Origin of the sequence: Streptomyces thermodiastaticus (assembly GCF_014656135.1) — a bacterium.
In the GTDB taxonomy this organism is placed as follows: Bacteria; Actinomycetota; Actinomycetes; order Streptomycetales; family Streptomycetaceae; genus Streptomyces; species Streptomyces thermodiastaticus.
The window spans coordinates 66,393-86,417 of the sequence record NZ_BNBV01000006.1; the positions used below are offsets into that span (position 1 = coordinate 66,393).

A 20,025-nucleotide genomic window follows, 5' to 3' on the forward strand; every position below is an offset into this window, starting at 1 on the left:
CCCGCGGTGTGCGGTGTAGTTACGGTCTCCGTCGGCCACGCTACAGGCTCCGAGCGGGCCGCCGGTCCAGCTTCACTGCGGGAACCGGTCCAGGACGGGACCGGCCATCAAACCCCGTACGGCCGCCGCCGTGCAAATCCCGGGTACGCGCTGTACGGCTGCTGTAACGCTTCCGCGACGTTTCTTTCGCGTACGGTCACGGAACGGGCACCGAACTTGACGTGTCGGTGCCCTGGGGCAGACTTGGCCGGGAATAACACTTTCGATCAACGAGATCCGGACTTGAGGTCGGGTCAGACCAGGTCCGGTCCCGCAACCGGTCGACGGACAGCCGATCGCGCGGGCGCGGAAGCCGCCGCCCCGCGCGCGCCTATGGGGGACGCAGAAGATGAGCCAGGACGGCGCACGAGGCCGGTTCACGGGGCGCGCGCTGGCCGGTGGCCGGTACCAGCTGCGCGACCTGCTGGGCGAGGGCGGCATGGCCTCCGTGCACCTCGCCTACGACACCGTGCTGGACCGCCAGGTCGCGATCAAGACCCTGCACACCGAGCTCGGCCGGGAACAGGCCTTCCGTGAGCGGTTCCGCCGCGAGGCCCAGGCCGTGGCGAAGCTCACGCACACCAACATCGTCTCGGTCTTCGACACCGGCGAGGACGAGCTGGACGGCATGACGACGCCGTACATCGTCATGGAGTACGTCGAGGGCAGCTCGCTCAGCTCGGTGCTGGAGGCGGACGTCCGGCAGTACGGCGCCATGCCCGCCGACAAGGCCCTGAAGGTCACCGCGGACGTACTGGCGGCGCTGGAGATCAGCCACGAGATGGGGCTGGTCCACCGGGACATCAAGCCGAGCAACGTGATGACGACCAAGCGCGGCGTGATCAAGGTCATGGACTTCGGCATCGCCCGCGCCATGCAGTCCGGCGTCACCTCGATGACGCAGACCGGCATGGTGGTCGGCACCCCGCAGTACCTGTCCCCGGAGCAGGCCCTCGGCCGCGGCGTGGACGCGCGGTCCGACCTGTACTCGGTCGGCATCATGCTGTTCCAGCTGGTCACCGGGCGGCTGCCGTTCGACGCGGACTCGCCGCTGGCCATCGCCTACGCGCATGTCCAGGAGGAGCCCCCGGCGCCCTCCTCGATCAACCGCTCGCTGCCCCCGGCGGTGGACGCGCTGGTCGCCCGCGCGCTGAAGAAGAACCCCAACGAGCGGTTCCCGAACGCCGTGGCCATGCGGGACGAGTGCCTGCGGGTGGCGGCCTCCCTCCAGCCGGCCCCGCCCAGCATCGTCCCGGGCGCCCACACGCCGAGCGGCGCGGGCGTGGCCTCCGCGGTCTTCCCGCCGGTCGACTCCACGCCACCGCCCGTGGGGAACGTGCAGACGCCCTACCAGCCGGCTCCGTCGCCGCAGCAGCCCACTCCGCCGCGGCCCTCGCCGCAGCAGCCGTACGGCACCCCGCCGCCGTCCGCGCCCGCGCCGGCGTACGGCTATCCGCACCAGAGCGGCTACCCGGGCCCCGCGGCGTACGGGCCGCAGCAGACCCCGTCCCCGTACAACGTGCCGTCGCCGCCGCCCGCCGTCAAGGTGCGCGAATCAAGCTCCGGCAGCGGGAAGAACAAGCGCGTCGTCGCCGTCTCGGCCGCGGTCGCCGTCGTGGCGGTCGGCAGCCTGATCGTCGCGCTGCTGGCGAGCAACACCTCCGACGACCAGGCCAAGGGCGGAGGGGACCGGCCCAGCGCGTCCGCGTCCCACCGGGAGGGCTACCGCGGCCCGGACACGACGAAGACCATCGAGACCTCGGCGTGCACCGACCCTTCGGAGTCGTACGACGACCCGGAGAAGGTGCAGCTACCCGACTTCACGTTCAAGAACTGGGACTCGGTGCTCGCCTGCCTGCAGGCCGCGGGGTGGAACTACTCCAAGCGGTACGTGGACGAGAACACCTACGGCGAGGGCACGGTCATGCGTCAGTCGCCGACGGCCGACACGGACATCGACCCCGACGACCCGCCGCAGATCCAGTTCGACATATCCACGGGCAACCCGCCGGCGTAGGCGCCGTGGCGGTGTGAGGCCGCCGAGCGCCGGCCATGGCGCGCGGAGCGGTCCGCCGGGGCAGGGACGCGGACGCGCAACGGCCGGGGCTGGTGGTCGGGACGCGGAACGGCCGGCGGACAGGCGTGCGGAGACACGCAGGGCGTGCGGAAGCGGGCAGGCGTGCGGATGCAGGTGTGCGGATGCAGGTGTGCGGATGCAGGTGTGCGGATGCAGGTGTGCGGTGCGGGGCCGGCCCGGTGAGCACGGCCCGGTGAGCACGGCCCGGCACCGCGGAAGACCTACAGGTGCACAAGACCTGCAGGCCAAGACCTACAGGTAGGGACCGCCCGAGCGGCCGCCGGTGCGGTGGTCGTCGCCGCCGTCGTGTCCGAGGCCGGACGGCAGCGCGCGGCGCATCTGCTCCAGCTGGGCGCGGGCCGCCATCTGCTGGGCGAACAGGGTCGTCTGGATCCCGTGGAAGAGCCCCTCCAGCCAGCCCACCAACTGGGCCTGGGCGATCCGCAGTTCTGCGTCGCTGGGGGTCTGCTCGTCGGTGAACGGCAAAGACAGCCGCTCCAGTTCCTCGACCAGTTCCGGAGCCAGGCCGTCCTCCAGCTCCTTCACCGAGCTGGCGTGGATCTCCTTCAGGCGCACCCGGCTCGCCTCGTCCAGAGGAGCGGCGCGCACCTCTTCCAGCAGCTGCTTGATCATGCTTCCGATGCGCATGACCTTCGCAGGCTGTTCCACCTGCTCCGTCACCGGGGTCTCACGGGACTCTTCGTCCCCACCGCCGAGCGCCATGCCGTCCTGCCCCACGACCAGAATCTGCGGATTCTCCGGCGACCGTTCGTTCCTCGGCATCTCCATGCGGCCCATTCTCTCGCACCCACCCCCTTTTCCTTCTGGGTGCCCCCTGCGGACGGTGATCCACCGTGTGCGGGCGGGTGATCATGACAGGAGCGATGGGGTCCGGTCCGGGGCGCGGGTCCTGGGGGACCGGGTGGGTTTCCGTGCGGGTTGGGTTTCCGGGTGCGGGTCCGGGGATCGCCGAGGGCCAGGGGGATCGCAGGCGGACGGCAGGGGCGGCGGAGCCGCGGGGCCGTCACTCCGACGGAGGTGCCGGGGGTGCCCGGTGAGGCCGGCCGTGTGAGGGTCGTTGCATCAAGCACTGACCGGGCACCGTGAGGGGGTCCCCCGATGGCTCCTCGGCTGCGCGTCGTTCCGGGTGCGGCGGGGCTGCTCGTCGCGCTGTGCGTGACGTTCCTGCCCGGCGGCTCCGTCCCCGGGCCGTCCCCGGCCGCCCCGGCCGCGGGGCCCTGCGCCGCGGCCGCGGCCTTTCCTCCGTCCCCGCCACAGGCGGGTTCCTCCTCCGGGCCGTCCGCCCTGGCACCGCCCGCCACCGGTGTGCCGCGAGCCGCGGACGGGAACGGGCGGGAGCGGCACCGTCCGGACCGGCCGCACCGGTCCCGGCCGCCCTGGGAGGAGCAGGACGGCGAGCCGTACGAAGACGGCGAGCCCGACGGGAACGGCGATCCCGACGAGCCCGGCGAGGACGTCGACCCCGACGAGCCCGGTGAGGACGGCGAGGCCCCGGACGCCGGCGCCTCCGGCGTCTCACCGGGCGAGGACCCCCCGGTGCCGGAACCCTCGGCGTCCTCCTCCGAGGCCCCCGCCGTCCCGCCCTCCGCATCCTCGGACGCCCCTGGTGCGCGGACCGCCACGCAGAGCGGCTCCGGGTCCGGTCCGGTCGTCCAGATGCTGCCGCTGGGCGGCGGACTGGTCCTCATCGGCCTCGGTCTGGGGCTGGCGTTCGTCGCCCTGCGGCTGCGCGGTCCGTAGCGGCCCCGCACCGTGAGGCAGCGGCGCGGTGAGCGATGCGGCCCGGCTGCCGGTGGTCAGGGCACGACGGCAAGCAGCCGGCGGTCAGGGCACGACGGCAAGCAGCCGGCGGTCAGGGCTTCACGAGCAGCACCTTGCCGATGTGCGTGCTCTTCTCCACGATCCGGTGGGCCTCGGCGGCCTCGCTCATCGGCATCTCCCGGTCGATCACCGGCCGCACATGGCCGTCGGCGATGAGCGGCCAGACGTGCTCGCGCGCGGCCGCGACGATGGCCGCCTTCTCGTCGAGCGGGCGGGCCCGCAGCGAGGTGGCGCTGATGGCGCCGCGCTTGTTGAGCAGGGCGCCGATGTTCAGCTCGCCCTTGACGCCGCCCTGCAGGCCGATGATCGCGAGCCGCCCGTTGACGGCGAGGGCGCGCACATTGCGGTCCAGGTACTTGGCGCCCATGTTGTCCAGGATGACGTCGGCTCCGGCGCCGTCGGTGGCCCGCGCGATCTCCTCGACGAAGTCCTGCTCGCGGTAGTTGATCAGGATGTCGGCGCCCAGCTCGGCACAGCGGTCGAGCTTCTCCTTGGTGCCCGCGGTGACGGCCACCTTCGCGCCGACGGCCTTGGCCAGCTGGATGGCCATGGTGCCGATGCCGCTGGAACCGCCGTGCACCAGCAGCGTCTCGCCGGGGCGGAGGTGGGCGACCATGAAGACGTTGGACCAGACGGTGCAGGTCACCTCGGGCAGGGCCGCGGCCTGCCGGACGTCGAGCCCCTGGGGCACGGGCAGCAGCTGGCCCGCCGGGACCGTGACCTTCTCCGCGTAGCCGCCGCCCGCGAGCAGCGCGCACACCTCGTCGCCGACCGCCCAGCCGGACACGCCCGGACCGAGCGCAGCGATCCGTCCCGAGCACTCCAGACCGGGGTACTGCGAGGCGCCGGGCGGCGGGTCGTAGTAGCCCATCCGCTGCATGATGTCGGCGCGGTTGACGGCGGCGGCCGTCACCTCGACCAGCACCTCACCGTCGCCGGGTACCGGGTCCGGTACCTCCTGCCAGGCCAGCACCTCGGGCCCGCCGGGTGCGGAAATCGTGATCGCATGCATGGAGCCGACGCTACTCCTCGCCGTGCCCGGCACCAGGTGCACGGCGAAGGCACGGTCCCGGGCTCCCCGTGGGGACGGCCGCGGGCCTGCGCATGGTCGCTCCGGACGGCGGTGCGCAGGCCCGCGTGGTCAGTCCTGCGGCAGGGGCCGGGTGTCCGGGGTGACCCGGGTGGCCGGTGTGGCGCGGACGATCGTGATCAGGCGGTCGGTCAGCTGGAGTTCAGCGACGGCGGGATCGTCGTAGCCGAGGACCCGGTGGCCGCGGACCACGCTCACCACCAGATCGTCGATGTCCCGCGGATTCCGGCCCGCCTCGGCCTTGGTGACCGGGCGTTCGACCAGGTCCAGGCCGGTGCCCTGCTGGATGAGATCCTCCATGACCATGCCCGCGGCCGGGCTGAGCACGGACAGTCCCAGCAGTCGTCCGGCCGCGCTCGCGCTGGTGATCACCGCGTCGGCTCCGGACTGCTTGAGCAGCGGCGCGTTCTCCTCCTCGCGCACCGCCGCGACGATCTTGGCCCTGCGGTTGAGCTGCCGGGCGGTGAGCGTGACCAGCACGGCGGTGTCGTCGCGCTGGGTGGCGATGATGATCTGCCGTGCCCGCTGCACCTCCGCCCGCAGGAGCACCTCGCTGCGGGTGGCGTCCCCGACCACACCCGCGTATCCGTCGGCCGTGGCCGCCTCGATCACCTTCGAGCTGGGGTCGACCACCACGACCTGCTGCTTCTTCAGCCCCGTCGCACAGACGGTCTGGATCGCGGACCGTCCCTTCGTGCCGAAGCCGACGACAACGGTGTGATCGCGCAAGGTGGACCTCCAGCGGCTCAGGCGCCATTCCTCACGGGTGCGCTCGGTGAGCACTTCGAGCGTGGTGCCGACGAGAATGATCAGGAACGCCACGCGCAGCGGCGTGATGACGAGGATGTTGGTGAGGCGCGCACTGTCGCTGACGGGGGTGATGTCGCCGTACCCGGTGGTCGACAGGGTCACCGTGGCGTAGTACACCGCGTCGAGCAGGTCGACGCCGGTGTCGGAACCGTCGCGGTAGCCGTCGCGGTCGGCGTAGACGATCACCACGGTGATGAACAGGACCAGCAGGGCCATGGCGATCCGCTTGCCGACCTGCCGTATCGGGCGCTCCACCGCCTTCCTGGGCAGTTTCACCCGATGGGTCACCAGACGTTCGTCCGCCTGGCGCGCGATGGCGTCCTGGCCCGGAAGTTTCACGTGAAACACACCCCGATTCCGGCAGCGGCCCACGGCAGGTCCAGCAGCTCGGCCTCCTGGCCGGAGCGGGCGCCCCCGGGCGGCACCACGGCCAGCGCGTCGGCCGCGGCGACGCCCCGCAGCATGGCGGGCCCGTTGTAGCGCACCGGCACGGCCAGGTCGCCGCGCAGCACCACGGGGACGAGCCGGGTGTCGTGCGGGTGTCCGTGCACCGCGCTCTGCAGCGGCAGCGTGTACGGCTCCGGGGCGGGGCGCGCGGCGAGCGTGCGCAGCACCGGCTCGACCAGGGTGAGCAGGCCCGAGACGGCCGCGAGCGGATTGCCGGGCAGTCCGGCGAGGAGCTGATGCCCGCCGGTGCGGGCCAGCAGCATCGGGTGACCGGGGCGCACGGCGACGCCGTCGATCAGCACTTCGGCGCCGACACGGTCCAGCACGGGATGCACATGGTCGACGGGACCGGCGGCGGTCCCGCCGGTGGTGACGATCAGCTCCGCCTCGGACCGGGTGACCGCCTGCCGCAGGGCCTCGGCCTCGTCTCCGATCCGGCGCACCCCGGTCACCTCGGCGCCCAGCGCGCGCAGCCACGGCCGCAGCATCGGGCCGAGCGCGTCCCGGACACGTCCGTCGTGCGGCAGCCCCTCGGTGAGCAGTTCGTCGCCGAGCACCAGGACCTCCACGCGCGGCCGGGGAACCGCGGCGAGCGTGTCGTACCCGGCGGCCGCGGCCAGCCCCAGCACCGCCGGAGTGACCAGGGTGCCGGCGGGCAGCAGGTGCTCCCCGGTGCGGCACTCCTGCCCGCGCGGCCGGATGTCCTGGCCGTGCCCCACCTCGCGGACCGCGTGCAGCATGCCCTTGGCGTCGACGCGGCCGTGCTCGGAGCGCAGCACGGCCGTGGTGTCCTGCGGGATGCGGGCGCCGGTGGCGATCCGCACCGCCTCGCCGTCGGACAGCGGAGCGGGCCGCTCTTCTCCGGCCAGCGCGCCGTCGTCGCGCACGGTCCAGGGGCCGGGGCCGGCCACCGCCCAGCCGTCCATCGCCGAGGTGTCGAAGGAGGGCAGGTCGGTGAGGGCGAGCAGCGGCTCCGCAAGGACCAGGCCGAGCGCCTCCGCCAGGGGGACCGCAACGGGCGCGCGCTGCGCGGTGATGCGTGCGGCAGCGGCGGCCGCCTCCCGGGCCTGGCGCCATGGGGTGGCCCGGCGGCGGGTCTCAGGGGAGTGCGGCCTGGCGTGCTCGGCGCGCCCGGCCGGGAAGGAGGCCGGCACGGGGGCGGGGACCGGGTCGCGGCCGGGTTTCTTCACGAGGGCGAGCGCCTCCTCGACATCGAGGTCGTCGGCGTCCTGGCGGGTGTCCGCACCACGGGCGGTCATCCGGCGTCCGGGCGGGTGTCGGGCGTGGCGTCGGGGGCCACGTCGGGCTTGCCCTCGGCGGTGTCCTCCTGGGCCCAGCGCAGCGCGAGGGCGGCTGCCTTGCGGGCGGCCTCGGCGACCGCCTGCGGACCGCCTTCGCCGCGCGCGGCCGCGTAGCCGACGAGGAAGGTGGTCAGGGGCGCCGCGGGCCGCGCCACGCCGTGGGCGGCGTCGCGGGCGAGATCGAGCAGCACGCCGGTGTCGACGTCCAGGTCGATGCCCAGCTCGTCCTTGACTGCGGAGATCCATTCATCCAACACGTGACCATGCTCCCTGATGCGTGCCCGGGCGGCGGCGATGTCGTCCCAGGTGTCGCAGTCGAACGACGCGGAAGGATCGGGGACTCGGGTGAGGTGCAGGGCGGCGGTCAGCCGGCGCAGGGGCAGCCCGGTCAGGGCGCCGTGTTCCCGGGCGAGCGCGGCCAGCGCGCCGCGCAGCGCCCGGGTGCGGTAGGCCGCCACGAGCGGCTGGTCACGGCCGTCGGCGTCGGTGAGCAGCACCCCGTCGGTGCGGCCGGTGTCCAGCGCGTCCAGCAGCCGCCGCACGGTGACCGGTGCGAGGAAGGGAAGGTCGGCGGAGAGGACGAGGACCTGCTCCTCGGTGACGTGCCGCAGGCCCGCGTCGAGCGCGGCGACCGGGCCGCCTCCGGCAGGTTCCTCCCGTGCCCACCGCACCGGGCGCGCGGTGGGCCGGGGCGCGGCCACGACCACGGTGGTGCGTGCCTCGGCGCAGGCGCCGAGGACACGGTCGAGCAGCGTCCGGCCGCCGATGCGCACCGCGGGTTTGTCCACGCCGCCGAGCCGCCGGGCGGCGCCCCCGGCCAGCACGACGGCGTCGTGGGCCGGGGCGCCGGGCGGGCCGGGATGTTCGTGGTCGGTCACCCCCCGAGTATGCGACCCGCCCCTGAGCACAGGGAACGTGGGGGAGGTACCTGCTCGCCTCCCGCGCGGTCAGAGCGTGCGCAGCAGCAGTGCGGGCTGCTCGACGCAGTCCGCGACATGGCGGAGGAAGCCGCCCGCCGTGCCGCCGTCGCAGACCCGGTGGTCGAAGGTCAGCGAGAGCTGCACGACCTGGCGCACCGCCAGCTCGCCCTCGTGCACCCACGGCTTGGGGACGATGCGGCCGACGCCGAGCATGGCGGCCTCGGGATGGTTGATGATCGGTGTGGAGCCGTCGACGCCGAACACGCCGTAGTTGTTCAGCGTGAAGGTGCCGCCGGTGAGGTCCGCGGGCGTGAGCGTGCCGGCCCGGGCCGCCTCGGTGAGCCGTGCGAACTCGGCGGTGAGCGACTCGGCGTTGCGCGTGTGCGCGTCCCGGACGACGGGGACGACCAGCCCGCGGTCGGTCTGGGCGGCGAAGCCGAGGTGCACGCGGTCGAGCAGGACCACTTCCCTCGCCTGCGCGTCCACGGTGGCGTTCAGCTGCGGGTAGCGGGCGAGCGCGGCGGTGCAGATCCGTGCGAGGAGCGCGAGCAGGGAGATCTTCGCCCCGCCGGCCGCGTTCATGGCCGCCCGGGTGCGCAGCAGCTCCGTGGCGTCGGCGTCCACCCAGCACGTCGCGTCCGGGATCTCCTGCCGGCTCCGGGTCAGCTTGTCGGCGACGGCACCCCGGATGCCCTTGAGCGGGATGCGCCCGCCGGCTGTGGCGTCCGGCACACCCGCCGGGCGCGAGGCGAGCGGCGTGCCGCCCTGTACGGCACCGGCATCAACGGCCCCGGCCGGAGCGGCGGCCGGGACACCGTCCGTCCCGGCAGCCGCCTTGGCCCGCAGGGCTTTCTCGACGTCCGCGCGCAGGATCAGTCCCTCGGGCCCGGAGCCGGTGAGCTTCCGCAGGTCCACGCCGTGCTGCCGGGCGAGCCGCCGCACCAGCGGGGAGATCACGGGCACGGGACCGTCCGCGGGGGCACTCGCCGGCGGCGCAGAGGCGGCTGCGGCGTCCGCCCGGGCCGGTGCCGCGGCGGAAGAGGCGGGACCGGTGGAGGGCGCGGGGGCGGCGGTCGCCGTGTCGCGTGCGGCGGCCGGGGACGCGGCCTGACCGGCGGGCGCCAGCGGGGCGGGCCGTGTCCGGCGGCGGCGTGCCGCGCGTGAGCCGCCCGTGCCGTAGCCGACCAGGACGTTGCCGGAGCCGTCGGCCCGGTCCTCGGCGGCCCGCTCGGGCGCCTCGGACGGCTCGCCCACGGCGACCGTCAGCAGCGGCGCGCCCACGGGCAGCTCCGTGCCCTCCTCGCCGAAGCGGGCGGTGACCACGCCGCCGTAGGGGCAGGGCACCTCGACCATCGCCTTGGCCGTCTCCACCTCGACGACCGGCTGGTCCACGGCGACGACGTCGCCCACCTCGACCAGCCAGCGGACGATCTCCGCCTCGGTGAGGCCCTCACCGAGGTCGGGCAGCTTGAACTCCAGGACCTGTGCCATCAGCTCTCGGCCTCCCACTGCAGGCGGGCCACCGCGTCCAGGATCCGGTCGACGCCGGGCAGATGGTGCCGCTCCAGCATCGGCGGCGGGTAGGGGATGTCGAACCCGGCCACGCGCAGCACCGGGGCCTCCAGGTAGTGGAAGCAGCGCTCGGTCACCCGGGCGGCGATCTCCCCGCCCGGCCCGCCGAAGGAGCCCGACTCGTGCACGACCACGGCCCGTCCGGTGCGCCGCACCGACGCGCACACCGTCTCGTCGTCGAACGGCACCAGCGAGCGCAGGTCGACGACCTCCAGGTCCCAGCCCTCCTCACGGGCGGCCTCGGCGGCCTCCAGGCAGACGGGCAGGGACGGGCCGTAGGTGATGAGCGTGGCGCTGCGCCCGGTGCGCCGCACCACGGCACGGCCTGCCGGCTCCACGGGCGTCGGGTCGTCGGGGTTCCAGGAGTCCTTCGACCAGTACAGCCGCTTGGGTTCGAGAAAGACGACCGGGTCGTCGGAGGCGATGGCGGCGCGCAGCAGCCCGTAGGCGTCGGCGACGGTGGCGGGCGTGACGACATGGAGCCCCGGAGTCGCCATGTAGTACGCCTCGGAGGAGTCGCTGTGGTGCTCGACCCCGCCGATGCCGCCGCCGTAGGGGATGCGGATGGTCAGCGGGAGCGGCATCGTCCCGCGGGTGCGGTTGCGCATCTTCGCGACATGGCTGGCGAGCTGCTCGAACGCCGGGTAGGCGAAGGCGTCGAACTGCATCTCCACGACCGGACGCAGGCCGTACATGGCCATGCCGACGGCGGTGCCGAGGATGCCGGCCTCCGCCAGCGGGGTGTCGAAGCAGCGGTGATCGCCGAACTCCGCGGCGAGGCCGTCGGTGATGCGGAAGACGCCGCCGAGCGTGCCGACGTCCTCGCCCAGGATGTGCACGGACGGGTCGTCGGCCAGGGCGTCGCGCAGGGCGCGGGTGAGGGCCTGGGCGAAGGTGGCCGGCTTGAGCGCGACGGTGGTCATCGGGCCGCCCCCTCCTCCTCCGCCTCGGCCTGCAGCTCGGCCTGGAGCATCCGCTGCTGCTCGCGCAGCTGCGGCGTGGGCTCGGCGTAGACGTGCTCGAACAGGTCCAGCGGGTCGAGCACCGGGTCCTGGTTCATGCGCTCCCGCAGGCGCGCGGCCATCGTCTCGGCGTCCTCGCGGACGGCGGCGATGCCCGCCTCGTCGATCAGACCCCGCTCGGTCAGCTCCCGTTCCAGCAGCTGGAGGGGGTCGTGGCCGCGCCAGGCCTCGACCTCGTCGTCGGTGCGGTAGCGGGTGGCGTCGTCGGCGTTGGTGTGGGCGTCGATGCGGTAGGTCACCGCCTCCACGAGGGTCGGGCCGCCGCCCGCCCGCGCCCGCCGTACCGCGTCGCGGAGCACCTCGTGCACGGCGGCGGCGTCGTTGCCGTCGACCAGGCGGCCCGGGATGCCGTAGCCGACGGCCTTGTGGGCCAGGGAGGGGGCCGCGGTCTGCTTGCTGAGCGGGACGGAGATGGCGAACCCGTTGTTCTGCACCAGGAAGACCACCGGGGCCTGCCAGACGGCGGCGAAGTTCAGCGCCTCGTGGAAGTCGCCCTCGCTGGTGCCTCCGTCGCCGACCATGGCGAGCGCCACCACGTCGTCGCCCTTGAGGCGGGCCGCGTGGGCCAGGCCGACGGCGTGCGGCAGCTGCGTGGACAACGGGGTGGACAGCGGGGCGACACGGTGGGCGCAGGGGTCCCAGCCGGTGTGCCAGTCGCCGCGCAGCAGGGTGAGCGCCTCGACGGGGTCGACGCCGCGGGTCACGACGGCGAGCGTGTCGCGATAGCTGGGGAAGAGCCAGTCGCGGTCCGCGAGGACCAGGGCGGCGGCGACCTCACAGGCCTCCTGGCCGGTGCTGGAGGGGTAGACGGCCAGCCGGCCCTGCTTGGTCAGGGCGGTGGCCTGCGTGTTGTACCGGCGGCCGTGCACCAGCTTGACGTACAGACGGTGCAGCAGCTCCGGGTCGGCCTGTGCCGCTGCCGGCGTGCCGAGGACGCGGCAGGGCTCCGGGTCGGGCAGCAGCGGCGCGGGGTCGGTGCGGGGCTGCCAGGCGGGCGGCGGCGATGGCCGGTAGGCACCCCGCTGCTCCATGACCGTCATGACGGCACCTCCTCGTGGGAGCGGCTACGGACGGCGCGTCGAGGTGACCCGCCTCACCTACCGATTGTTCGGTCGCCGACACAATTTGGCTACAGGCGGCCCCAGGCTGTGGACAAACGGTTCTTCGCTCCGTGGGATGGACGCAGTACGTCCATGGTAGGGAGGTGGCGGCACATGGCACCTGAACAATTGGCCGACGACCCGGACGGGAGCCCCCTGCCGCCGCCGCGCCCGCTGGACGCCGTCGACCACGACATCCTCCGCATACTCCAGACGGACGGCCGTGCCTCGATCCGCTCGGTCGCCGAACGGGTGCACGTCTCGCGCGCCAACGCCTACGCCCGGATCAACCGCCTCGTCGAGGACGGCGTCATCCGCGGCTTCGGGGCGCGCGTCGACCACGAACGGGCCGGGCAGGGAACGTCGGCGTACATCACGCTGAAGATCGTGCAGAACTCCTGGCGGACGGTGCGCGAGCAGCTGCGCACACTGCCCGGCGCCTCCCACATCGCCCTGGTGGGCGGTGACTTCGACGTGCTGCTCCTGGTGCACACGCCGGACAACCGGGCCCTGCGCGAGGTGGTGCTGACCCGCCTGCAGGCCATCCCCGAGGTCCTCAGCACGCGCACCCTGCTGGTGTTCGAGGAGGAGGACGTGGAGCCGCAGGGCTGACGCGGAACGGGCCCGTCCGCCGCGTGGTCCGCCCGGAAGGACGTCCGTGCCCGGCCCGCCGGCGCTCACCCCCGCACCGGCATCGCGGCAAGCCGCGACCGCCCCGCGGCCCGGACGCCTCACCCGTCCCGGCGCAGCCCGCCGAAGGCCAGCGTCACCACGGCGTCGGCCACCTCGCGCTCGCCCATGCCGCGACCGTCCGGCCGGTACCACTCCACGATCGAGTTGATCATGCCGAAGACGAGCCGGGTCGCCAGCCGCACCTCCACGTCGCCGCGCACGTCGCCGTCCGCGGCGGCCGCCTTCATCAGCTCGGCCACCCGGTGGTCGAACTCCCGGCGCCGCTCCAGCGCCCACCGCTCGGTCGCGGTGTTGCCGCGCACCCGCAGCAGCAGTGTCACGTAGGGGAGTTCGGCGATGAGCACCTCGACCATGCGCCGTACGACGTGCTCCAGCCGCTCGGCGGCGCGGCCCGTGCGTGCCTGCTCCTCGTCGAGGATCCCGAAGAGCCGGTCCAGTGCCCGGCTGACGGCGCGGCGCAGCAACTCCTCCTTGCCGGCGACATGGTGGTAGATCGACGACTTGGAGATCCCGGCGGCCTTCGACAGGTGCTCCATGGACGTGCCGTCATAGCCGCGCTCGTTGAAGACGCGCACCGCCACGGACAGCAGCGTCTCGGGGGTGTACGTGTCGCGCTTGGCGGTGGTCATGAGGCGGTCTCCCGCTTGTCGGTGGCGTACGCGTGGCGGTACAGCGCCAGGGACGGGGCGCAGCGGCCGGACGGTTCCCGCAGATGGAGATCGTCCAGCAGGCTGTAGGCCCAGGTGCGTCCGAGCCGGCGGCTCCATTCGAACGGGCCGAGCGGGTAGTTGACGCCCAGTCGCATCGCGGTGTCGACGTCCTCCTCGGTGGCCACGCCCTTGGCCACGGCGTCGTAGGCGAGGTCCACGATACGGGCGACCGTACGCGCGACGATCATGCCGGGGACGTCCCCGATGACGCTGACCTTCTTGCCGAGCGCCTGGAACAGGCCGGTGGCCTCCGCCAGCACCTGCGGCGAGGTGTCCTGGGAGGCGGACAGGGCGATGCGGGTGGCCCGGCGGTAGTCCAGCGCCAGGTCGAAGTGGACGACGTCACGGAACTCCGCGGAGGTCCGGCCGTCGGCCGGCACCAGATGACCGCCGCTGGGCAGCACCAGGCGGGTGCCGTTGTCCTCGTCCTTCTCGCGGACGGTGATACCCGCCTCGCGGATCATGGGGAGCAGCTCGCCGGCGGGTCCCAGGTCGCCCTCGGCGACCACGTGCGCGGGGGGCTCGGCCGCGTCGGCGGTGTGCGGCTCGGGACGCTCGGCGCCCTCCGTGTAGTCGTACCAGCCGCGCCCGGTCTTGCGGCCCAGGCGGCCGGACTCGACCAGCCGGCGCTGGGCGAGCGACGGCGTGAAGCGGACGTCCTGGAAGAAGGAGCGCCACACCGAGTGCGTCACCGCCTCGTTGACGTCCTGCCCGATCAGATCGGTCAGTTCGAACGCCCCCATCCGGAATCCGCCGCTCTCGCGCAGCACGGCGTCGATGGTGGCGGGGTCGGCGGCCTGGGCCTCGTAGACGGCGAAGGCCTCGGCGTAGAAGGGGCGCGCGATGCGGTTGACGATGAAGCCGGGGGTGTCGGCGCAGGCGACCGGGGTCTTGCCCCAGGCGCGGGCCGTCTCGTACGCGCGGGTGGCCGACGTGACGTCGGTGGCGAACCCGGAGACCACCTCGACCAGCGGCATCAGCGGAGCCGGGTTGAAGAAGTGCAGGCCGACGAAGCGGCCCGGGACGCGCAGCGCCCCGCCGATGGCGGTCACCGACAGGGAGGAGGTGTTGGTGGCCAGCAGGCATGCGTCGCCGACGATGTCCTCCAGCTCGCGCAGCAGCTCCTGCTTCACGTCCAGCTGCTCCAGGACGGCCTCCACGACCAGCGCGGAGTCCGCGAGCGCGGCGAGGCTGTCCACAGGCTGAAGACGGGCGCGGGCGGCGTCCCGTTCCGCGGGGCTGAGCCGGTCCTTGGCGACGAGCCGGTCGAGCCGGGCGCCGATCGCGGCGGCCGCCTCCCGTGCCCGGCCGGGCACGGCGTCGTACAGCCGTACGGGGTGGCCGGCCACCAGCGCGACCTGGGCGATGCCCTGGCCCATGGTGCCGGTGCCGACGACGGCCACGGGGCTGCTGAGGTCGAGTGCTGTCATGTGCGCGATCCTCCCGCACGGCGTTGTCCACAACTGCGGCGGACCCCCAGGTCCGGCTTTTCCACACCACGCGCCGAAGCCCTTGCCCCGACCGATCGTTCGGTTACTCTAGCTCTGACCGGCTGTTCCTGCCCATGTTTCCGCCAGTCACCAGCTCGACGAGGAGCTTTCGACGACGAGGAGTTGGTCCCGCATGGCCGCCGCACTCACCGTGGACGAGCTGATCGCCCGGCACCGGCCCACCCTGGACCAGGCGCTGGAGGCGATCCGCACGCGCGCGTACTGGTCGCCCCACCCCGAACACCCCAAGGCGTACGGGGAGCACGGCAGCCTGGACGCCGCTGCCGGCAAGGCGGCCTTCGACGCCCTGCTGGGCAGCCGCCTGGACCTCGGCCAGCCCGGCACGGACGGCTGGGTCGGCGGCGAGGTCTCGCCCTACGGCCTCGACCTGGGCGTGGAGTACCCGCACGCGGACCCCGACGTGCTGCTGCCCGCCATGAAGGCCGGCCAGGGCGCCTGGCGCGACGCGGGCCCCGAGGCGCGCGCCGTGGTCTGTCTGGAGATCCTCAAGCGCATCAGCAACCGCACGCACGAATTCGCCCACGCCGTCATGCACACCTCCGGCCAGGCGTTCGTCATGGCCTTCCAGGCCGGCGGCGCGCACGCCCAGGACCGCGGCCTGGAGGCGGTGGCGTACGCCTACGCCGAGCAGGTGCGCACCCCCGACGCCGCCGAATGGACCAAGCCGCAGGGCAAGCGGGACCCGCTCGCCCTCACCAAGCGGTTCACCCCGGTCCCGCGCGGCATCGGCCTGGTCATCGGCTGCAACACCTTCCCGACGTGGAACGGCTATCCGGGCCTGTTCGCCTCCCTCGCCACCGGCAACGCGGTCCTGGTCAAGCCGCACCCGCGGGCGGTGCTGCCGCTGGCCCTCACGGTGAAGACCGCCCGTGAGGTGCTCGCCGAGGCCGGCTTCGACCCCAACCTCGTGGCGCTGGCGGCCGAGCGTCCCGGCGAGGGCATCGCCAAGACCCTCGCCACCCGCCCCGAGATCAAGATCATCGACTACACGGGCTCCACCGCCTTCGGCGACTGGCTGGAGACCCACGCCCGCCAGGCCCAGGTCTTCACGGAGAAGGCCGGCGTCAACACGGTGATCGTGCAGTCCACCGACAACTATCAGGGCATGCTCGCCAACCTGGCCTTCTCGCTGTCCCTGTACAGCGGCCAGATGTGCACCACCCCGCAGAACCTGCTGATCCCCCGGGACGGCATCCGCACCGACGCCGGCCACAAGACGTTCGACGAGGTCACCGCCGACCTCGCCCAGGCGGTCGATGGCCTGCTCGGCGACGACGCACGGGCCAACGCCCTGCTCGGCGCCATCGTCAACCCGGACGTGAAGGCCCGCTTGGAGGCCGCGGCCTTGCTCGGCGAAGTCGCCCTGCCCTCCCGGGAGATCACCAACCCGGACTTCCCGAAGGCCGTCGTGCGCACGCCGGTGATCGTGAAGCTGGACGGCTCCAAGCCCGACGCCGAAGCCGCGTACATGAGCGAGTGCTTCGGGCCGGTCTCCTTCGCCGTCGCCGTCGACTCCGCCGACGCCGCGGTGGAGCTGCTGCGGCGCACCGTCCGCGAGAAGGGCGCGATGACCGTCGGCGCCTACACCACGGACGCGGAGGTGGAGCGGAAGATCGAGGAGGTCTGCCTGGAGGAGGCCGCCCAGCTGTCGTTCAACCTCACCGGCGGGGTGTACGTGAACCAGACGGCCGCCTTCTCCGACTTCCACGGCTCCGGCGGCAACCCGGCGGCCAACGCCACGCTCACCGACGGCGCGTTCGTGGCGAGCCGCTTCCGGGTGGTGGAGGTCCGCCGCGAGGCATAGCGACCGGGAGGTCCGCCGCGAGGCACAGCGGCCGGGAGGTCCGCCGCGAGGCACAGCGGCCGGGAGGTCCGCCGCGAGGCACAGCGGCCGGGAGGGTCAAGGGGCCGGTGGGCCGGCAGCTGCGGGGGTCAGGGTCAGCAGCGCCGCGCCCTGGCCCCCGACCCGCGGGCTGTGTCGGGGGCACGGCGCCTCACGGCGCGGACGCGCCCCCGCCGGCGCTCCAGTGGTACAGCGCCATGGCCACGCTGGTGGCCAGGTTGTAGCTGGAGACCTTGGGGCGCATCGGCAGCGCCAGCAGGTGGTCGGTGCGTGCCCGCAGCCACGCGGACAGTCCGCTGCGTTCCGATCCGAAGGCGAGCACGGCGTCGTCGGGCAGTTTCACCCCGCGGATGTCCTCGCCCTCCGGGTCGAGCGCGAACAGCGGTCCGCGCGGCAGCTCCTCCACGGTCAGCCGCTCCACGACGGTCGCGAAGTGCAGCCCCGCCCCGCCGCGCACCACCGTGGGATGCCACGGGTCGAGGGTCCCGGTGGTGACCACGCCGGTCGCGCCGAAGCCGGCGGCCAGCCGGACCACCGCGCCCGCGTTGCCCAGGTTGCGCGGCTGGTCCAGGACGACGACGGGCGCGCTCCGGGGCAGCTCGAGGGTCCGCAGGTTGTCCTGGCGGCTGGGCCGCACGGCCAGGGCCGCGACGGCGGTGGGGTGCGGCCTGGGCACCAGGGACCGGTACGTCTCCTCGGGCACCTCGGTCAGCAGGGTGTCCAGCCGGTCCTGGACGTCCGGCGCCAGCTCCTCGGCGAGGGCGAGCGCCGCCCGCCGGTCCGTGGTGACCGCCACGGGCACCTCGGCCCCGAAGCGCACCGCATGCTTCAGAGCGTGGAAGCCGTCGAGCAGCACGCAGCCGCCGGCGAGCCGGTGCCAGGAGCTGAGCGGGTCGGTCATGCCGGGAAGCCTACGCGGTCGGGCTCACCGTCCCGGCCGGCGCTCTCCTCGGCCGGAGCACCGCGGTCCCGGCGCCGGATGCGCAGGCGGTCCCGCGCACGCGTGGCCCATCCCTCGACGCGGCGCAGGAAGGAGGTGGGCAGGAACACGGCGTCGGCCGCGATCATCGCCAGGGAGAAGAACGGCAGACCAAGGACCACCGCGATCACCGCGTGTTCGATCATCAGAACCACCAGCAGCACGTTCTTCACCCGCCGGTTGAACAGGGTGAAGGGGAAGGCGACCTGCGCGATCACCGTGCCGTACGTCACCAGCATCACCAGCGTGCCGCTGGCGGACAGCAGCCCGGCCAGCCCGGGCCACGGCGAGAAGTAGTCCAGGTGCAGCGGGTAGTACACGGCGGTGCCGTCCTGCCACCGCGACCCCTGGATCTTGTACCAGCCGGCCGTCGCGTAGATCAGGCACGCCTCGGCCATGATCACCACCAGCGCACCGTTGTGCACGAGGTTCGCCACGACGTCCAGCAGGATCCGCGGCTGCACCCACCGCGCGCTCCGCCCCACCGCCCACCACAGTCCCTGGGCGGCCCACACCGTCCACAGGATCGCGGGCACCAGCCACTCCCCCTGCACCCGCCCCGCCACGGTGACCGCGGCCAGCACCGCGCCGAGCCCGCACCACAACACCGGCCCCACCGGGTCGCGCACCCGCTCCCCGCGCGCACACGCCGCCCGCTCACGCCGCACCCGCCGCGCGTCCAGCGACCACACCTGCCCGCACCGCGTGAACACCAGATACAGCGCCATCAGATGCACGACGTTGTCGCCGCCGTCGCCGACGAACACACTGCGGTTCTGCAGCGACAGCACACCGACCATGAACAGCACCGACACGGTGCGCGTCCGCCAGCCCAGCACCAGCAGCGCACTCGACAGCACCGCCAGCGCGTAGACGGTCTCGAACCACAGCTGACCGCGGAACCACATCAGCGCGGTGAACGCCCCGTTCTCCGTGGTCAGCCGGTGCGCGAGAGCCCAGCTCCAGGGACCGTCGGGGCCGTACAGCTCCTGCCGGTGCGGATACTCCCGCAGCAGGAACACCAGCCACGTCAAGGCGAAGCCGATACGGACCACGGCCGTCTGGTACGGCCCCAGGGCCACGTCCGTGACCCGGCCCAGCAGGCGCGACACCGGTATCACCCGACGGTTCACCGCACACCACCCCCGGCCTCACCAGCAGGCACCGTCCACCACGGCAGCAGCCGGTCCACGGGCGCCGTCGACGCCTTCTCCTCGCTCCACGGCGGCGGCTTCACCTCGGTGCTCCGTATCCGTATCTGGATGCGCGTGAGGTCCTCCCGCGGGGCGGCGGCGTGCACGCGCTCCAGGCGCAGAACGGCGATGCGGCGCAGATACTCCTCGGACAGCTCGCCGCGCAGGCCGGCCGGGCGGTTGCCGGCGTCGTGCGTGCCGGCGTAGAAGTCCACGGCACGGCGCAGCTCGTTCTGCTGGGTGTGGCTGGGCAGCAGATTGCCGCTGATGTCCCTCCCGTCCTGGGCGGACAGGTCGTACCAGCCGGTGGTGAGGGTGTCCCCGGCCTCCGTGCGGACCTGGGCGCGCACCTGCACCGTGATGTTCTGCTGCAGCGGGTTGGGCGCGAACAGCTTCCAGTTCTGCTCGAACTCCGGGTAGACCCAGGCGTCGACGGCGTCGGCGTGGCGCTTGCTCACCGTGTTCGCGGGCGCGACGGACAGGAACACCATCCCCAGGTGCACACAGGCGACCACGGCGACGGCGACGGCCGCCACCGCCGCTACCGCCCGGCAGCGGGGGGAGAGAGCGGCCAGACCGGTGGCCGGGACCGGCTGCCGGCCGGTGCAACCGCTCCCGGCGGCCGCCCCGGACGGCATCTCGGGGCCGGGCTCCGCGTCCGTCGCCTCGGCACCGGCGATCCCGTGCTGCCTTTCGGGACCGGCGGTCCCCGGCCCTTCCTGACCGGCGGTCCCCTCCGGCCTGCTTCGACCGGCGGTCCCTTCCGGCTTTCCGGGACCGGCGGTCTCATGCCGTTGCCCGGGGACGGGCGGCGACTTCGTCCGTCCACCCGGCCCGGCCGGGGCACCCGGGTCCCCGTCGTACGCGTCCATCCGC

At 73.5% G+C, this 20,025-nt stretch carries 17 protein-coding genes; 4 read left to right on the forward strand and 13 right to left on the reverse strand.

Features of this window, described 5'->3' with window-relative positions:
- Window positions 1–388: 388 nt before the first annotated feature.
- Window positions 389–2,056 carry a Stk1 family PASTA domain-containing Ser/Thr kinase gene (locus IE286_RS08200; protein ID WP_189795957.1) on the forward strand — a complete coding sequence of 556 codons (1,668 nt, stop codon included), beginning with the start codon at window positions 389–391 and terminating at the stop codon, window positions 2,054–2,056.
- A 312-nt stretch (window positions 2,057–2,368) separates the two neighbouring features.
- Here IE286_RS08200 and IE286_RS08205 read toward each other — a convergent pair whose 3' ends face one another.
- Complete coding sequence (locus IE286_RS08205; protein ID WP_125499315.1) at window positions 2,369–2,905, reverse strand: bacterial proteasome activator family protein; 537 nt, start codon at window positions 2,903–2,905, stop codon at window positions 2,369–2,371.
- 330 nt (window positions 2,906–3,235) lie between these two features.
- On the opposite strand from IE286_RS08205, the gene IE286_RS08210 reads away from it, so the two are divergent.
- Window positions 3,236–3,877, forward strand: a complete 642-nt coding sequence (locus IE286_RS08210) for a hypothetical protein (RefSeq protein ID WP_189795958.1) — start codon at window positions 3,236–3,238, stop codon at window positions 3,875–3,877.
- A gap of 112 nt (window positions 3,878–3,989) precedes the next feature.
- Here the strand turns inward: IE286_RS08210 and IE286_RS08215 are convergent, their stop codons facing one another.
- From IE286_RS08215 to pdhA, 7 genes are all read right to left on the reverse strand, one after another.
- A complete protein-coding gene (locus tag IE286_RS08215) occupies window positions 3,990–4,970 on the reverse strand; it encodes an NAD(P)H-quinone oxidoreductase (protein WP_189795959.1) in 981 nt (326 codons plus the stop codon).
- A gap of 129 nt (window positions 4,971–5,099) precedes the next feature.
- Window positions 5,100–6,197 (reverse strand): potassium channel family protein, encoded by a 1,098-nt coding sequence (locus tag IE286_RS08220; RefSeq protein WP_189795960.1) that lies wholly within the window; start codon window positions 6,195–6,197, stop codon window positions 5,100–5,102.
- On the reverse strand, window positions 6,194–7,564 hold the full coding sequence (locus IE286_RS08225; RefSeq protein ID WP_189795961.1) for a molybdopterin molybdotransferase MoeA: 1,371 nt from the start codon (window positions 7,562–7,564) through the stop codon (window positions 6,194–6,196). Before IE286_RS08225 ends, IE286_RS08220 begins: the two co-directional genes overlap by 4 nt.
- Window positions 7,561–8,484: an NTP transferase domain-containing protein gene (locus IE286_RS08230; protein ID WP_189795962.1), complete on the reverse strand. Its 924-nt coding sequence runs from the start codon at window positions 8,482–8,484 to the stop codon at window positions 7,561–7,563. Before IE286_RS08230 ends, IE286_RS08225 begins: the two co-directional genes overlap by 4 nt.
- 69 nt (window positions 8,485–8,553) lie before the next feature.
- Complete coding sequence (locus tag IE286_RS08235) at window positions 8,554–10,017, reverse strand: dihydrolipoamide acetyltransferase family protein (RefSeq protein ID WP_189795963.1); 1,464 nt, start codon at window positions 10,015–10,017, stop codon at window positions 8,554–8,556.
- Window positions 10,017–11,021 carry an alpha-ketoacid dehydrogenase subunit beta gene (locus tag IE286_RS08240; protein ID WP_189795964.1) on the reverse strand — a complete coding sequence of 335 codons (1,005 nt, stop codon included), beginning with the start codon at window positions 11,019–11,021 and terminating at the stop codon, window positions 10,017–10,019. Before IE286_RS08240 ends, IE286_RS08235 begins: the two co-directional genes overlap by 1 nt.
- Complete coding sequence (gene pdhA / locus IE286_RS08245) at window positions 11,018–12,160, reverse strand: pyruvate dehydrogenase (acetyl-transferring) E1 component subunit alpha (protein WP_189795965.1); 1,143 nt, start codon at window positions 12,158–12,160, stop codon at window positions 11,018–11,020. Before pdhA ends, IE286_RS08240 begins: the two co-directional genes overlap by 4 nt.
- A gap of 174 nt (window positions 12,161–12,334) precedes the next feature.
- On the opposite strand from pdhA, the gene IE286_RS08250 reads away from it, so the two are divergent.
- Entirely contained in the window at window positions 12,335–12,832 is a 498-nt protein-coding gene (locus IE286_RS08250) for an Lrp/AsnC family transcriptional regulator (RefSeq protein WP_229862104.1), read from the forward strand.
- 119 nt (window positions 12,833–12,951) lie between these two features.
- On the opposite strand, the gene IE286_RS08255 is transcribed toward IE286_RS08250, so the two are convergent.
- Window positions 12,952–13,542, reverse strand: a complete 591-nt coding sequence (locus IE286_RS08255) for a TetR/AcrR family transcriptional regulator (protein WP_189795966.1) — start codon at window positions 13,540–13,542, stop codon at window positions 12,952–12,954.
- Window positions 13,539–15,053 carry a 3-hydroxyacyl-CoA dehydrogenase gene (locus tag IE286_RS08260; protein WP_189795967.1) on the reverse strand — a complete coding sequence of 505 codons (1,515 nt, stop codon included), beginning with the start codon at window positions 15,051–15,053 and terminating at the stop codon, window positions 13,539–13,541. The genes IE286_RS08255 and IE286_RS08260 overlap by 4 nt, the downstream gene beginning before the upstream one ends.
- Window positions 15,054–15,246: 193 nt before the next feature.
- Between IE286_RS08260 and paaN the strand changes: the two genes are divergently transcribed.
- Complete coding sequence (paaN, locus tag IE286_RS08265; protein ID WP_189795968.1) at window positions 15,247–16,938, forward strand: phenylacetic acid degradation protein PaaN; 1,692 nt, start codon at window positions 15,247–15,249, stop codon at window positions 16,936–16,938.
- A gap of 190 nt (window positions 16,939–17,128) precedes the next feature.
- Here the strand turns inward: paaN and IE286_RS08270 are convergent, their stop codons facing one another.
- From IE286_RS08270 to IE286_RS27745, 3 genes are read right to left on the reverse strand one after another with little or no spacing between them, the layout of a single operon-like run.
- A complete protein-coding gene (locus tag IE286_RS08270) occupies window positions 17,129–17,878 on the reverse strand; it encodes a TrmH family RNA methyltransferase (RefSeq protein WP_189795969.1) in 750 nt (249 codons plus the stop codon).
- Complete coding sequence (locus IE286_RS08275; protein ID WP_189795970.1) at window positions 17,875–19,089, reverse strand: HTTM domain-containing protein; 1,215 nt, start codon at window positions 19,087–19,089, stop codon at window positions 17,875–17,877. The genes IE286_RS08270 and IE286_RS08275 overlap by 4 nt, the downstream gene beginning before the upstream one ends.
- A complete protein-coding gene (locus IE286_RS27745; RefSeq protein WP_308115051.1) occupies window positions 19,086–19,685 on the reverse strand; it encodes a DUF5819 family protein in 600 nt (199 codons plus the stop codon). Before IE286_RS27745 ends, IE286_RS08275 begins: the two co-directional genes overlap by 4 nt.
- Window positions 19,686–20,025: the final 340 nt, after the last annotated feature.